The sequence below is a fragment of the Aquimarina litoralis genome, from assembly GCF_019295435.1.
In the GTDB taxonomy this organism is placed as follows: domain Bacteria; phylum Bacteroidota; class Bacteroidia; order Flavobacteriales; family Flavobacteriaceae; genus Aquimarina; species Aquimarina litoralis_A.
The window spans coordinates 23,822-39,806 of record NZ_WEKL01000022.1 but is presented as its reverse complement, the minus strand read 5'-3'; the positions used below and the strand labels follow the sequence as shown (position 1 = coordinate 39,806).

3 protein-coding genes are annotated in these 15,985 nt (G+C 33.2%); all 3 read right to left on the bottom strand.

All coding sequences use genetic code 11. The annotated features are described in order from the left end of the window. Positions 1 to 219: 219 nt before the first annotated feature. On the bottom strand, positions 220 to 8,649 hold the full coding sequence (locus GBO31_RS12925; protein WP_219008773.1) for a hypothetical protein: 8,430 nt from the start codon (positions 8,647 to 8,649) through the stop codon (positions 220 to 222). Between the two features lie 38 nt (positions 8,650 to 8,687). Next, positions 8,688 to 13,898, bottom strand: a complete 5,211-nt coding sequence (locus GBO31_RS12920) for a matrixin family metalloprotease (protein WP_219008772.1) — start codon at positions 13,896 to 13,898, stop codon at positions 8,688 to 8,690. A gap of 285 nt (positions 13,899 to 14,183) precedes the next feature. Beyond that, positions 14,184 to 15,890: a 7TM diverse intracellular signaling domain-containing protein gene (locus tag GBO31_RS12915; RefSeq protein WP_219008771.1), complete on the bottom strand. Its 1,707-nt coding sequence runs from the start codon at positions 15,888 to 15,890 to the stop codon at positions 14,184 to 14,186. Between the last annotated feature and the right edge of the window lie 95 nt (positions 15,891 to 15,985).

The window sequence follows — 15,985 nt, the reverse complement described above, 5'->3', positions numbered from 1 at the left end:
CTTAAATTGTAAGGTAATTTCATATGTTTAGATATTAAGGGGTTTTATAAAATATTTACAAGTGTTATCATTAGGTATTTCTTTACTGCAATAGTACGGATCATGGGTTGACAAACCAATAAAACAAGGCGGACAACTAGGCGTACATAATTGTATATTGTTGTTTTACAGGTGTTTTTGTTAAGATATTTATTATAAGTACAATGCTTTGTTTGTATTTTAAAATTGTTCTCCTTTTCCAAGATTAGGGTTTAATACATTATTAATGTCCGTATTCTGAACTTGTCCGTTCATATCCAGATCGGCATCACTATATCCAGAACTTCCCAAAAGATTGATCATCTCACTAACATCTGAGTTCTGGATCTGACCATTGCCATCATAATCTCCTGAAGGCATGGCAAAAAAACCGTCTCCCATATCTATAAGTGCATTGCTAGCGTTGTAGACATTCGTATCTGTAGTCATATCTAATGTAAGCGCAGTACTCGATAAAGAATGAACGGTATTGGAACTAATGGTTAAGTGATTTCTATGTGCTACAGCTATATAATAATTGCCAGCTGAAGCATCTAAAGAAACAGCTGAAGTTCCATCCGTATCCACAATATTGCCATCTCTTAATAATAGCGCTGATTTTGTAACTAAAACTTCCGTAATATCTTCAGAATTTCGCAGTTGTATGGCTACCCAATCAACTACTGCCGAATCTCCATGAGTATCAAAAACAGTAGACTCGCAGGTTTCACTTGCATTGTATGGCGATGTAGTTGGTAATACATCATTATCTCGTAAATCATCGTGCATTACAATACCTTCGCCAGCGTTGTCATAAGCACCTTCTAAAATTACTTTTACTGAAACCAATACCTCATCAGCTTCACAGCTCGTTTCATTGAAACTTGTTTGATCATCTACTGATGTCCAATTTGTGGTACTGTAGGCGGCATCATCTACTAAAACACAAGTTAAATCTGGGTTTCCTGTAATATCAAAATTATTAATATTAGTATTTCCTCCGCTCTGAAGATTCAATTCTTGAAGTTGTCCATCGGTTGCATAAAAATCATTCAATGTCACTTGATTGGACAAATCTAAACTTGTAATATTGGTTTCTCGAATGCTTACCGTATACAATCCTGAGGAATCCTCAAAATCTAAAGAGGATACTGCTGTATTATCTATACTTACCAATCCTAAAAGTGGATTATTTGCAATAGTTACCGATGCTAAAGAGGTACAATTATTACAATACAACTCTAAGAAGTCTTCTAAATTACTCAGATCTATGGCTGTTAATTGCGAGTTGTCATTAACCTCTAACCATTCTAACAATGTATTATTACTAAGATCTAGACTAGCGATATCATTTCCATCTAAAAAAGCGGCAGTTAAAGCAGTAAGCATAGAGATATCAATACTTGTTAAACTGTTATTATACAGTACAATTTCTCGTAATAGCGTGTTATTAGAAAAATCCAGATCAGTAATACTATTCCGCTCTGCAGATAAGATTTCTAAACTTGTATTTGTATTAATATTTAAAGAAGTAAGCTGATTATCATCAATGTGTAACTGTTCCAATTGATCACAATTGGTCAAAGTAGCTTCTGTAATACTATTATTTGATGCATATACGATTTCTAAGCTAGTATTGTTTGAAAGATCCAAACTGGTTAGACTGTTATCACTTACGTAAAAGTGTGTTAAACTGGCAAAATCCTCAATCCCTGTTAAATCTATAATACCTTGATTAGAGATATTTAAGTTTGTTATTTCTTCTATGTTTTTTGTGGGTATTTGCCCATCATTTGCAACATCATCATAACTGCTCAATGCTGCTTCAAAATTGGCATCTGAAATGGTAGTATATCTACAATAGGTGTCACTGAAACTAGTTTGATCGTCTTTTAAGGTCCAATTCGTTGTACTATACTCCGCATCATCTACACGAACACAGTATAAATCTAGGTTTCCTGTAATCTCAAGTTCATCAATATTGGTGTTATTTCCATTTTTTAGATCAATCCCTGTTAATTGACCATCTGTTGCAAATATGTCCACCAAAGAAGCATTGTTTGATAGATCTAAATAGGTAAGTGCTGTTCCTACAACATTCAAAAATCGTAAGCTAGGTGCTCCACTTAGATCAATTTCAGTAATCGAAGTACCATCTAAACTCAATACATCTAGGTTACTATTACCTTCAATCGTAACTGATGCCAATAGACTACAATTATCACAACTCACATCGTCTAAATTTTCCATATTACTTAGATCGATAGCCGTTAATAGAGCATTATTGTCTAGCATTAATTCATCCAAGTTTTCACTACTATCACTTAGATCTATATCCGTAAAATTATTTCCTTCTAAATTAGCAACTTCTAAATATATAGCTCCTGAAAGATTGATGCTTTCCATTGCATTATTGCTTAGGTAAATCTCTTCTATTGCTGTATTATTTGATACATCTAAGCTCGTAATTTGGTTGTCATCTGCATCTAAATAGGTTATTTTAGTATTCTTAGAAATATCTAGAGCTGTTAACTGATTTCCTCGAATATCCATATAATATATGTCAGTATTATTACTAAAATCTACAGCCGTTAATTGATTGTCACTTAGATTGATAATTCCAAGATGTATGTTGTTTGAAAGATCAATTTCCGTCAAACTATTATCATATAAACTTAGATTGGTTAATGCTCTAAAATCCTCAATCCCACTTGCATCTGAGATAGATGCGGCTCCAATAGATAGATTGGTAATCGATTCAATATTGGAAGTTGGCACTTGTCCGTCTCCAGAAATATCATCATAACTACTCAAAGCAGCTTCAAAATTAGCATCAGGAATTGCCGTATATCTACAGTAACCATCCGTGAAACTGGTTTGATCATCTATTAACGTCCAATTCGTTGTGCTATACGCAACATCATCCACTCGCACACAAGTTAAATCGGGGTTTCCTGTAATTTCAAATTCATTAATATTCGTATTTCCTCCATTTTTCATATTGATACTGGTTAGCTGTCCATCTGTGGCAAATACTTCTAATAATGAGGGATTATTTGATAAATCTAAATAGGTAAGTGTGGTTCCTGTAACAGTTAAATATCGCAAACTAGTCGCCGAACTTACATCTAACTCCGTAATTAAAGCACCATCTACAGTCAAGCCATATAAATTGGTGTTATTTTCTAATAAAATTGAAGTTAACGCCGTACAGTTTTCACATTCTACATATTCTAGGCTTGTCATATTACTAACATCAAGAGAAGTTAATAGAGGATTATCATTTAAACCGATATTCTTTAAAGAATTAGCACTATCACTTATATCGATACTAGTCAAATTATTATCCCTTAAGTACAACTCTTCCAATACTGTTAGTCCTGAAAGATTCAAACTTTCCATTCCATTATTATGAAGATACGCCTTTTCTAATAAGATGTTATTTGATAGGTCTAAACTCGTAAATTGATTATCATATGCTCTTAAATCAGTAAGTTTGGTATTAGCAGAAAGATCTAAAGTTGTTAATTGATTTCCTTCTATATCTATGTAATCTATTTCAGGATTATTAGTTAGGTCTAATTCTGTAAGTTGATTGTCATACATAGCCAAAGTCTCCAAATAAATGTTATTTGAAAGATCAACTTCTGTTATGCTATTAGTACTTGCTCGTAGTGATATTAAGGCAGTAAAATCCTCAATACCTGTTAAGTCTGAAATCGATTTTACGTTTATTGATAACTCTGTAATTGTTGCAATAGTAGCTGTAGGTATTTTTCCATCTCCTTCAATATCATCATATGATGAAAGTGCTGCTTCAAAATTCGCATCTGGTATTGAGGTATAAAAACAATCATCATCATAGGTATAATCACTACTAAAATTAGCTTCTGCATATTCCACATCGCTTACAGAAATACAACTCAATTCATCATTACCACTCAAATTAAACTGTGTAATTTGTGAAAGATCAATATTTCGCATATCAAGACTGGTTACATTGGTATTGAGCAATTGCACTCTGGTAAGTACGGTGTTATTACTCAAATCTAAGTCACCCAATTCTGCTCCTATAATGCTGACATAATTTAAGTTTACTGCTTCGCTAAAATCTGGAGATACTAACGCATCACTATTCACTTGGAAATTTTGTAATGCTTCGTTCCCTTGTAAAGTTACTGAAACCAAATTATCACTATCTCCTGAGACAATACTTAAACTAGCTAAGTTTGAAAAGTCAAGTGTATCAAACTCGCAACCATCAAAATAGAAATATTCTAAGGCTGTATTACTTGAAAGATCAATGCTTTCCATTCCTGTATTAGCAATACTCAATGTTGTTAATTGTGTTAAGCCAGTTATATTCAATGTTGAAATTGGGCTTCCATCTAATTCAATGGTTACTAAGGCTGTATTATTAGAAAGATCTAAGCTTGTTAAATTGGTGTCTTCGGCAGATATTCGAGTTAGATTCGTATTGTTAGAAAGATCAAGATCTGATGTAAAATTAAGATCATCAACAGCAAGTTCTTCCAAATTAGTATTTGTAGAGAGATCTAAGTTTGTTAAACTATTAGCTCTTAGATCTAGATCTTTTAAAGCAGTGTTTTTACTTAAGTCTATTTCAGCAATTGTATTTGAATTCGCTTCTAGTTCTTCCAACGCTCTAAAATTCTCAATTCCGGTTAAGTCACTTATTTCTTTAGAACTCACATCTAACTCCGTTATTCCAATAATATTTTCTGTAAGTATTTGTCCATCTCCCGAAATATCATCGTATCCTAATTCGTATAATACTGCTTCAAAATTTACATCTGGAATTTGAGTGTATTCGCAATATTCATCCGTAAAACTAGTTTGATCATCAATCGTAGTCCAATTGGTAGTACTATAGATAGCATCGTCTACCAAGACACAGGTTAAGCTTGCGTTTCCATCTGCAGCAAAAGAGGTTATATTTTCATTGTTTCCATTTTGCACATCCAATGTAGTTAGGCTATTGTTGGAAACATTGATGAGTGTTATTTTAGAATTATTACTTAAATCAACTTGGGTTAAATCATTGTCGTTTGCTATAAACCATTCTAACTTCGTGTTGTTGCTTGCATCTATAGCTGAAATGGAATTGTTAGCAATAGAAAACTCTTGTACTTGCGTATTATTTTCAATAGACAATTCTGTTAATTGATTGTCGTTTAACCATAAGAATATTAACGAAGGATTGTTGCTTAGATCAATATTAGTTATTGCATTGTTATTAGCAAATAAATATAATAGCGAACTACTATTCGTAACATCTAAAGAAATGATATCATTATGAGTCGCATACAAATACTCTAAAGCTGGGTTATTACTTAAATCTAAGTTTTCTAATGCACTATATGAAACATTTAAATAGGTGAGTTTTGTATTTGCTGAAAGATCTAAACTGGTAATTGCACTGTTCTCTAAAATCAATCTATCCAGTTCTGTTAATGCAGAAACATCAATACTTTCAAATGCGGTATAATTAGCTCGAATCGTTTCAATTTTTGTGTTTCCATTGAAATCTAAGCTGGCTAAACTTCTATTATCATTACATTCAATAGAAGTAATACTGCCATTTGTTGGTAAAGTTATCGAAGTTAAATCATTAGAAGCTACATCTAACGTTTCCAATAAGGTTTGATTACTCAAATCTATGGATGTTAAATCGTTGGATCTAGCATCCAAATTTATTAAAGCTATAAAATCCTCTATTCCTGTTAAATTGGTAATACCGTTACTACTGATATCTAAATCGGTAATCGTTTCAATCAATCCTGTTGGTACTTGACCATCTCCAGAAATATCATCATATCCTAAAGTTTCCAAAGCTGTTTCAAAATTCGCATCTGGAATTGAGGTATATAAACAATAGGTATCTGTAAAATTGGCTCCATCAGGAATCGATGACCAGTTTGTTGTACTATATGCTGCATCATCTACTAACACGCAAGTAAGACTATCATTACTTCCTATAGAAAAACGTGTAATACTTGTGTTCGCTCCGTTTTGAACATTTATGTAAGATAGACTCAAATTATTATCAGCTTGCACTGAAGTTAGATTAGGACAATTTTGAAAGTCTAAGCTCTCTAAATTTCCAAGGGCACTTAAAGTAACTGAAGATAATGCTGTGCTATTACTTAAATCAATACTAGTAAAAGCATCATTAAATAGGATAAATAATGTATGCAATTCTGGACTTGATGTTAGATCAAGCGTCGCAAATGCATTATCTCTAGCAACGAATTCTTCTAACAAAGTACATCCTGAAACATTTATACTACTTAAATTTACATTATCTCTTACTTGTAGTTTCTTTAGATTTACGTTATTAGAAACATCCAATGTTGTTAAATCATTATCGTTTACATTGAGCTCTTCTAAAGCCGTAAAATCTTCAATACCTGTTAAATCGGCGATAGACTTATTTCTTACATTTAAAGTCGTAATATCTTTAATTAATTCTGTTGGTACTTGTCCATCACTAGAAATATCATCATAACTACTTAGTGCAGTTTCAAAATTCGCATCGGGTATCGCTGTATATTCGCAATAGGTACTACTATAAAAAGTTGTATTATCAATACTTGTCCAATTGGTAGTACTATAATCTACATCATCCACTAAAATACAAGTCAAATTATCATTATTATTGGCTACAAAATTGGTAATACTTGTATTTACACCATTTTTGATATTTATGCTCGATAAATTTGTGTTATAGTCTATTTGTACACTTGTTAAGTTTACATTGGTAGTCAAATCTATTTCATCTAAATTATCTTCATCACTCAACGTTAATGAAGTTAATCCCGTATTTGCTGACAAATCAATCATTGACAATGCATTAGATGTCGCTACAAAAGTTTCTAATGCTGATAATCCTGAAAGATCTATACTTTCTAAGCTCTCATTCAGGCTAATTTCTACACTGGTTAAATTACTATTATTGGATAGATCTAGTGAAGTAATATCATTACTTGCGATATGTAGTGTTTTTAAAGCAATAAAATTTTCGATACCTGTTAGGTCTGAAATGGTATTTGAACCCAAGCTTAAACCGGTGATAGTTTCAATCAGTGCTGTAGGTACTTGTCCGTCGTTAGCAATATCATCGTATGCACCTAACGCATTTTCAAAACTTGCATCTGGAATCGCTGTATACTCACAATAGTCAGTATCATTATAATACGAAATGTCATCAACTGTTGTCCAATTCGTTTGACTATAGCTTACATCATCTACTAAAATACATGTTAAACTAGCATTATTATTTGCTATAAAACTAGTGATAGTTGTATTGGCTCCATTTTTTACATTTAAAAAAGATAAGGCAGTATTGTAATCTACTTGAACCGTTGCTAAACTTGTATTATTACTTAGATCTACACTTTCTAAAGTCTCTAAGTTGCTTAATACAATGGAGGTTAAAGCTGTATTTGTACTCAAATCAATACTAGAAAAAGATGCATTATCAGTGATGGATAATGATGTTAATGCTGTATTAGCTGATACGTCTATGGTAGCAAATGCATTGCTCGCCCCAGTAATACTCTCTAACAGGGTACATCCTGATACATCTATACTTGCTAAATCTACATTATTACTAACAGTTAATGTGCTTAGATTCGTGTTACTCGAAAGATCTAAAGACGTCAATTCGTTTGTAGCAACATTCAATGTTTGTAAAGCAGCGAAATCAGCAATACCTGTTAAATCTTCAATTCCATCACCACTAACATTTAAAGAAGTAATTCCTTCAATATTAGCTGTTGGTACTCGTCCATCACTAGGTTCATTATCATAGCCTAATCCGTCTAAAGCAAGTTCAAAATTAGGATCTGGGATCAATGTATATTGAGTACAATCCGTATCACTAAAATAGGTTTGAGTGCTTATATCTGTCCAGTTTGAGGTACTATAATCTTCGTCATCTACCAGAATACAATTCAATTCATCATTACCAGTAGCCACAAACTTGGATACATTCGTATTGTTTCCGTTTTGCATATTTAAATACGTTAATTCATTATTCTGTACCTGGATTTGGGTAACCGAACCATGATTGCTTAAATCTACACTCGTTAAATGGTTGCCATACGCACGGAATCGCACTAATGAAGTTGAGTTGCTTATATCTACCGTAGTTAGTTCATTATCGTTTACCTGTAAAATGACCAAAGCTGCTTGATTACTTACATCTAAGGAAGTAATACTATTTTCCTCAATTCGTATATCTGTTAATGCCGTATTATTGGTAAGATCTAGTGAGGTCAGATTATTTGCTAAACCCCACAATGTTTTTAGCGCTGTTAGGTTAGAAAAATCAACGGTACTTATGTTGTTATCACTAAAGTATAATGTTTCTAAGGCTACAAAATCTTCAATACCCGTTAAGTCACTAATATTCAAGCTTCTTACATCTAGAGAAGTGAGGTTTTCAATTTCTGAGGTAGGTACTTGCCCATCTCCTGAAACATCATCTGTAATAATAGTTTCTAGGTACGCCTCGAAATTAGCATCTGGGATACTGGTATTTTGTGCATGACCAGTCATGATACCAATGAAGCATACGAATTGTAATAAAAGATAATTTCTTTTCATAGTAAGGGGTTTAAAAGTTTAATAGGGAAGGGTTAGTATTAAAATTGCTCTCCTTTTCCGATATTGGGGTTTAATAAATTGTTGATATCTGTATTTTGTACTTGTCCATTCATATCCAGATCGGCTTCGCTATAGCCAGAACCTCCTAGAAGGTTAATAATAGCACTAACATCCGAGTTTTGTAGCTGACCGTTACCATCATAATCTCCTGACGGCATCGCATAATAGCCATCACCCATATCATTTAGGGCGTTAGCAGCATTTAGCACATTGGTGTCCGTAGTCATATCCAATGTAAGTGTGGTATTAGTAGACAAGGAATGAACGGTACTAGATCCAATAGTTAAGTGATTTCTATGTGCTACAGCCACATAATAATCGCCTTCTGTTGCGTCAATTCCGACCTCAGAAGCACCATCATAATCTACGATTGTTCCATTTCGTAATAATAAAGCAGATTTCGAAGCTAAAATTTCACTAATATCCTCAGAATTTCTTAATTGCACTTGTACCCAATCTACTACTGCAGTACTACCAGTTACATCAAAAACCGAAGCGCTAACGGTAATGGCATCTTCATATGGAGAAGTCGTAGGCAATACACCATTATCTCTTAGATCGTCATGCATAAGAATATCACTACCGCTGCCACCAAGATCAAAAGCTCCTTCTAAAACAACTGTCAACGATACAGACACGCCATCACAAAGAGTACTAAACGTAGTTTGGGCATCTTTACCAGTAAAATTGGTATTTGCATAATCTACATCATCAACTTGTACACAGTACAAATCTGGATTGCCAGAAATTTCTAATGTGGAAATATTTGTATTATTACCATTTTGTAAGTTCAAACCTGTTATGCCGTTGTTACTAATGTTCAGCTGTTCCAGTAACGTATGAGTACTTAAGTCTAGACTTGTAGTAATATCATTATTTTGACACAATAAGTATTTTAACTGTACATTATTACTTACATCTAACGCAGTTAAATTATTGTCATATATAAAAAGTGTTTCAAGCGATATCGAATTAGAAATATCAATTGTTTCGATAGCATTTGACAATGCTGCTAGATATACTAATTGACTATTGTTACTTAAATCCAGCGATGTTAAATTATTGCTGCGGCAAGACAAGGCCAGTAGATTCGTATTATTCGATACATCCAAATTGCTAATTTCATTCTGATATATATATAGTGTTTCTAAAGCAATATTATTAGAAGTATTTATACTAGTTAAATTGTTATCGAATACATAGATTTCCCTTAAAGCCGTGTTATTCGTAATATCCAGTTCTGTTAGACTATTTTTATAACCATCAACATCCTCTAAGTTTACATTTTGAGAGAGATCAATACTAGTCAGACTGTTTCCATTAAAATCTAATTTGATAATCTCTGGATTATTTGTAATATCTAATGAGGTTAACTTATTTCCTTGCACATATAAGGTATCGATAGCAGAATTATTAGGTAAACTGAGCTCTGTTAAATCATTATTACGAACATCTAAATATGTGAGACTTGTAAAATCATCTATACCAGTAAGATCGGCAATATCCAAATTACCCACCTCTAACCTTGTCACGGAAGCTATTGAATCTGTAGGTATAAGGTTGTCTCCTGGTATATCGTCGTATCCTAAGCTATTTAGGGCAGTTTCGAAATTACTATCTGGAATAGTTGTGTAAGCCTCGCATTGTGTATCACTAAAGGAGGTATGTCCATCAATATCTGTCCAATTGGATGTACTATATGTAATATCATCTACCAGAATACAGGATAAATTACTATTGCCTGTAGCGTCGAATGTAAGGATTTGACTATTATTGCCATTTTGAACGTTCAGCTGAGTCAAATCATTATCATAAACTTCTACCAACTCTAAAGCAGTATTAGAAGATAAGTCCAAAGTTGTAATATTATTTGAATACATCGTTAAAGATTTTAATGCCGCATTATTACTAGTATCCAATGTGGTCAGCTCATTCGAATATGCTGTGAGCTCCTCTAACTTATTATTCTGTGAAATATCAAGGCTAGTCAATCCGCAAGAATTAGCCTCAAGAGAAGTTAAATTTGTATTATTCGACAAATCAAGCGTTGTAAAAATATTCTCTGTTATATTCAAAGTAGTCAATGCTACAAAATCTTCAATTCCAGTAAGGTCTGTGATACTTTCATTGTCAACTGTTAAGGAGGTAATCGTTTCAATTAATTCCGTAGGCACTTGACCATCACCAGAAATATCATCATAATTTTGTGCATTTAATGCTGCTTCAAAATTTGCATCAGGAATGGCTGTATATATACAATATTCTGTTTCGGTAAAACTTGCATCGCTATCAATATTTCCAGACCAATTGGTATTACTATAATCTGCATCATCTACTCTAATACAAGTAAGACTCGTAGTATTAGTAGCGTCAAAAGATGTGAAATTTGAATTGTTCCCGTTTCTAACATCAACTGAACTTAATAAAGGATTATCAGATATATCTAATACAACAAGCGAAGTGTTGCTAGAAACATCAATGCTTGTGATATCTGTTTGTACAAGAACAAGTTCTCGCAAATTTATGAGTCCTGAAATGTTTATACTCGTTAGAGGATTATCCGTTATACTAATTGTTTCCAATAATGTGTTATTGGACAAATCAAGAGATATTACTCCACTTTGATAAAACTCTAATGTTGTTAAGGATACAAAATCTTCTATACCTGTAGTATCCTCGATATTGTTTTCAGGTATTGCCAAACTCGTTACATTTTCAATTAAAGCTGTTGGAACCTGCCCATCATTAGAGATGTCGTCATAACCAAGAGTTTCTAAAACTGCTTCGAAATTTGAATCAGGAACTGCTGTATATCTACAATATTCATTGTCAGAAAAGCTAGTGGTGGCCTCTACATTTGTCCAATTTGTTGTACTATAATCGGCATCATCGACTAGAATACAGCTTAGATTTGAGTTTCCATTGAAATTATGTGAAGTTAAATTTGTATTTGCCCCATTGCGTAGATCTAAACTAGTCAAAGAGTTATTACGAACATTGATTTCGTTCAAAGCTGTATTTTTAGTTAAATCAAGTGTTGTTAGGCTATTATTTCGTACGGCTAAAGCCTCCAGTAAAGGGTTGTTGCTCAGATCTATTTCAGTGAGGTTATTATATGCACCATAAATACTGATTAAATTTGGACTATTGCTTACATCAAGGGTTGCGATACCATTATCTCTGCAAGCAATTGAGACTAAAGCTGTATTTGCACTTACATCCAGCGTTGTTAAGCTGTTATTCCTTACCTGTAAATATTCTAGTGCTGTAAAATCTTCTATACCTGTAAGATCAGAAATACTTGAGTATTGAACATCTAATGAGGTTACAGTTTCTATTAAATAGGTGGGTACTTGTCCATCTCCTGAGACATCGTCATACCCCAACGCTTCTAAGGCAGACTCAAAGTTCGTATCAGGTATCGCCGTATATTCGTAAACCGTTAATGTTGCTTGATCTGTATTTAGAAACTCGCTACAAGCATTTTCAAGATACGCTCTATAAAAAAGTCCATTATAACTTGAAGGAACATTGGTTAATGTTAAGGTTGCTGTAGATGTTCCAGAATACACACTATCATCAGAAAGCATCGTCCAAGAGTTACCATCTGCACTACTAAACCAAGATGTAGTATCATTACCTGATGCCGTTACCGAAAATTGTATAGAACCATTTTCGCCAACGGTAGCATCTTGTGGATGCGAACTAATAGCAATGTCATCGCAACAAAATACGCTAGAACTCATCGCTGTGACACTACAACCAGGTGACTGTTCAAAAATACTCATAGTGTACACTGCAGCATCTACATCATCCGTACCTATGCTATATCTGTTCTCTCCAGCTCCTAAATTATAGTGCATAATAAGATCCGTATCAATTACGTGTCCTAGTTGATGCGCGTGACCTAATTCATGTAATGCAACCGTCTTGAAATCGTATTGCGAAGCCGATGGATCACCACTACCATAATACCAGTTGGTACTATCGTTCCAGGTAATATCTATCTCGTTAGCTATCGCTCTGTTTGTCGTACCACAAGAACCTAAATATCTGGTGGTTACTTGTCCTAATACTCCTGTAGAAAGTTCACTACCGTTATCAAAACGGACAACATTAATTCCGTCAGCTATTGATTCGTCGGTACTGGTGGTACTTCCAAAACTAAAGTTGATACCAGATTCACAATTCCACAATTCAAACGCATCCTCAAAATAGGTTTTGGCATCGCTGGTATCAAAATCGGTATGATACTCAAAAGTAAAACCTCCACTGCCATTATCGTCTTGAAGCGTTGAAGGATAATCTACCGTGCCAGATGTAGCGTTTAAATGACTATACGCAATGGTGAGAGGAACTGTGGTAACCTCACTATCATTATCAGTATCGATGACGGTTATACTTCCTGTACCTGCCAAATAAGGAATCTCAACCTGAATCTCTGTATTGGACCAGCTTAGAATTTGAGAATCCAACGCATAGGTGTAAGTTGTACCTCCATCATTGGCATTTGAAAAACCAACGGATCCGGTAGAACTTCCAAAATTGGTTCCAGTAATTGTCAAAACAGTTCCTGTACCAGCTGTTGCTGACAAAGGTGAAAAACTATAAATTATTGGAGTAGCTAAAGCTGCACGTTTTTGTTGTCTTAGTGGACGTTCTTTTAGTTGTGTATACCTACGTTTTGTTGTTTTTTGCACTCTATAGTACAAGTCATCTTCAATGGAGGTATATTTGAAAAATACGTCTGAAGCCTCATTAGAAACCTTATTGTACTTTACCAAACCTTGGACAGCACCCACCATTTCTAACAAATTATCAGAAACCTTAAGATCCTTCCTAAAATCCTTAAGGAAGAAAATACCTGTAATGCCTTTTGATAAGTTGGCTGCACTCGATGTAATTTGAATGTTTTCTCCAATTTGTCCGCCTGAGGTAACCACCTTTACGATTGATGTACTCGTTCCTTTAAAGTTTTTGTAGGATTCAATTTGGTGAACTGTATAAATATTTTGCCGATCAGAATCCCAATAACTATTACTAGAGATCACCTTTCCTTCAACAATTACGGATGCTTCCATAATGCGTTGTTCTAAAGAAACAGGTTCTATTAAGGCACTACATCCTTGACCATAACCAATAACACTACTTATTATAAATAGTAGTAGTAAGCAGACATGCTTTTTCATAAACTTAGATTTAGGGTAGAAAAATCTTATTCATTATTAACAGAAAGATTTTGAAAATCTTTGTTAACAATTTTTAACACTACAAAACTATTTTAATAGAATAATCTAGAGAAGAAAACGAAGCGGACACTTAGGGGGACAAGTATGAAAAATAAATGTAATAAAATGAATATCAGTGTGGTAGGTAAAATTTGATTTTAAAACCGAAAACAAAGTTTATCCCGAAAACATACATATATGAAATCTTATTACACGATATAATTAGGAATAATATATACTGAAGTATCAGATATTTTTTAAGTAATCTTCTAAATCATCGTCTACAGCTAATTCAAGTTTTTTTCGAATACGGTAACGAGATTTTCTAATAGCTTCTATGGAGGTACCACGCAAACGGCAAATTTCTTTTCTATTTAATCCGATGTAGAAATAAATACAAATTTCTAAATCTGTATCTGTTAGGTTGGGAGCTTTTGCCTTTAATCGTTGGAGATAATCATAATTCAGAATTTCAATATCATTCTTAATGGTATTAAGCTGATTATCTTCTACCAATTCCGATCTTAGGTTGCTGACGATACTATTTATAGATACAGTGTCATCATCATCTCTTTTAATTTTTTTTAAGTTATCCGCTAATTCTTTTTTTGACTTTAAATGATAATACGATTCATGAAGTAATTTAGAAATCCTAGCCTCATTGTTCTGTATTTTTTCATTCATTTTCTCTACTTCTAAAGTCATATCTAAAAGCATCGCCTCTCGCTTTTTAGTAATTTTATGATTTAAATACAATTGCAATATTACATACGTAAGTAATCCCATAATGACAACAAAACCTGTTTGTCTAAGCATCATTGCATTTAAAATATCATTAGTAAAAGTAGTAGAAAGAATAACTAAATTGAGTAATATCAATTTTGCAAAAGGTCTGTTATCTTTTATAGCTTTTATAATCAACCAAAATCCGGCGATCACATTTAAAAGACCAAAAATCTGAAAAATTGGTGCGCTATAAGTTCCATAAAAAACAGAGGTACTTAGTATATACACTACACCCAAAGCAGGAACAACAGTAAATAGTATCACTATTTTTCGAGAAAAATACCTAGGAAATAAATAATGATGATATAAAAACAAAAAACCAAGTCCACTATAAAAACATATATACCGTAATCGTTGAACCACTTCAAAAGAGATATTGGGAAAAATCTCATTAACAAATGCCTCTCCAACAAATAATTGCCTTGCGCCACCGGATAAACAGAAAAGACCAAAATATAAGAAATACTTTTCGCGATGAACATTCCTATAAATAAATATTTGATAACCTCCGAAAATTAAAATCAAAATGGTCATCAAACCTTCATAAGCGAACTTTCTTTTTTTAATCAAGAAAAACCTTTCTTTTTCATCAATTGAATTTTGAAGTGGGAAACCTCCTCCTAATCTCGAATTAGCACTGGATACTAAAAGCATTACATCTAAAAGCTCTTCGTTCGGAAGTTCTACAACAAGTGGGGGTATATCATCTTCAGAATCTATAAGATTTTTAGATATTTTTCCATGTGCAACTTGTTTTTCCCCATTGATCCATACTTCACATGCTCCTAAAACTCTGGACAAATTAAGAACGGCTTCTTTATTTAGGTCTTTTTGTTTAATAAAAAATCTATAGGTCCCAAAACCTTTTGGAGGATGTCCTATTTTTGTCCAAATGATAGCAGTCGAATTTAATGTGTCAGGCTTTTTAAGAAGGTTATCATTAAAAATACCTTGCGTATTTACAGGCCATTGCTTCCAATAGAATAATGGCTTTATGTTTAGAATAAGCTTTTCAGTTTTTTGAGCGTTCCAAGGTGAAAGAGTTATATATTCATTATCAGATGTAATAACATCGTGTCTTTTTGACAAACAACCTCTGATAAAAAAAAATGCAATACCTATTAAAAGGATCTTAGAAAAAAGAAGACTACGCTCTTTCAATCTCATAGATTAGAAAATTCTTGTTTATTGCAAAAATACTTAAAAAAGTAAGCATAGATTGATATCTAATTTGCAAATTATTCGCGAGAAAGATATTATTT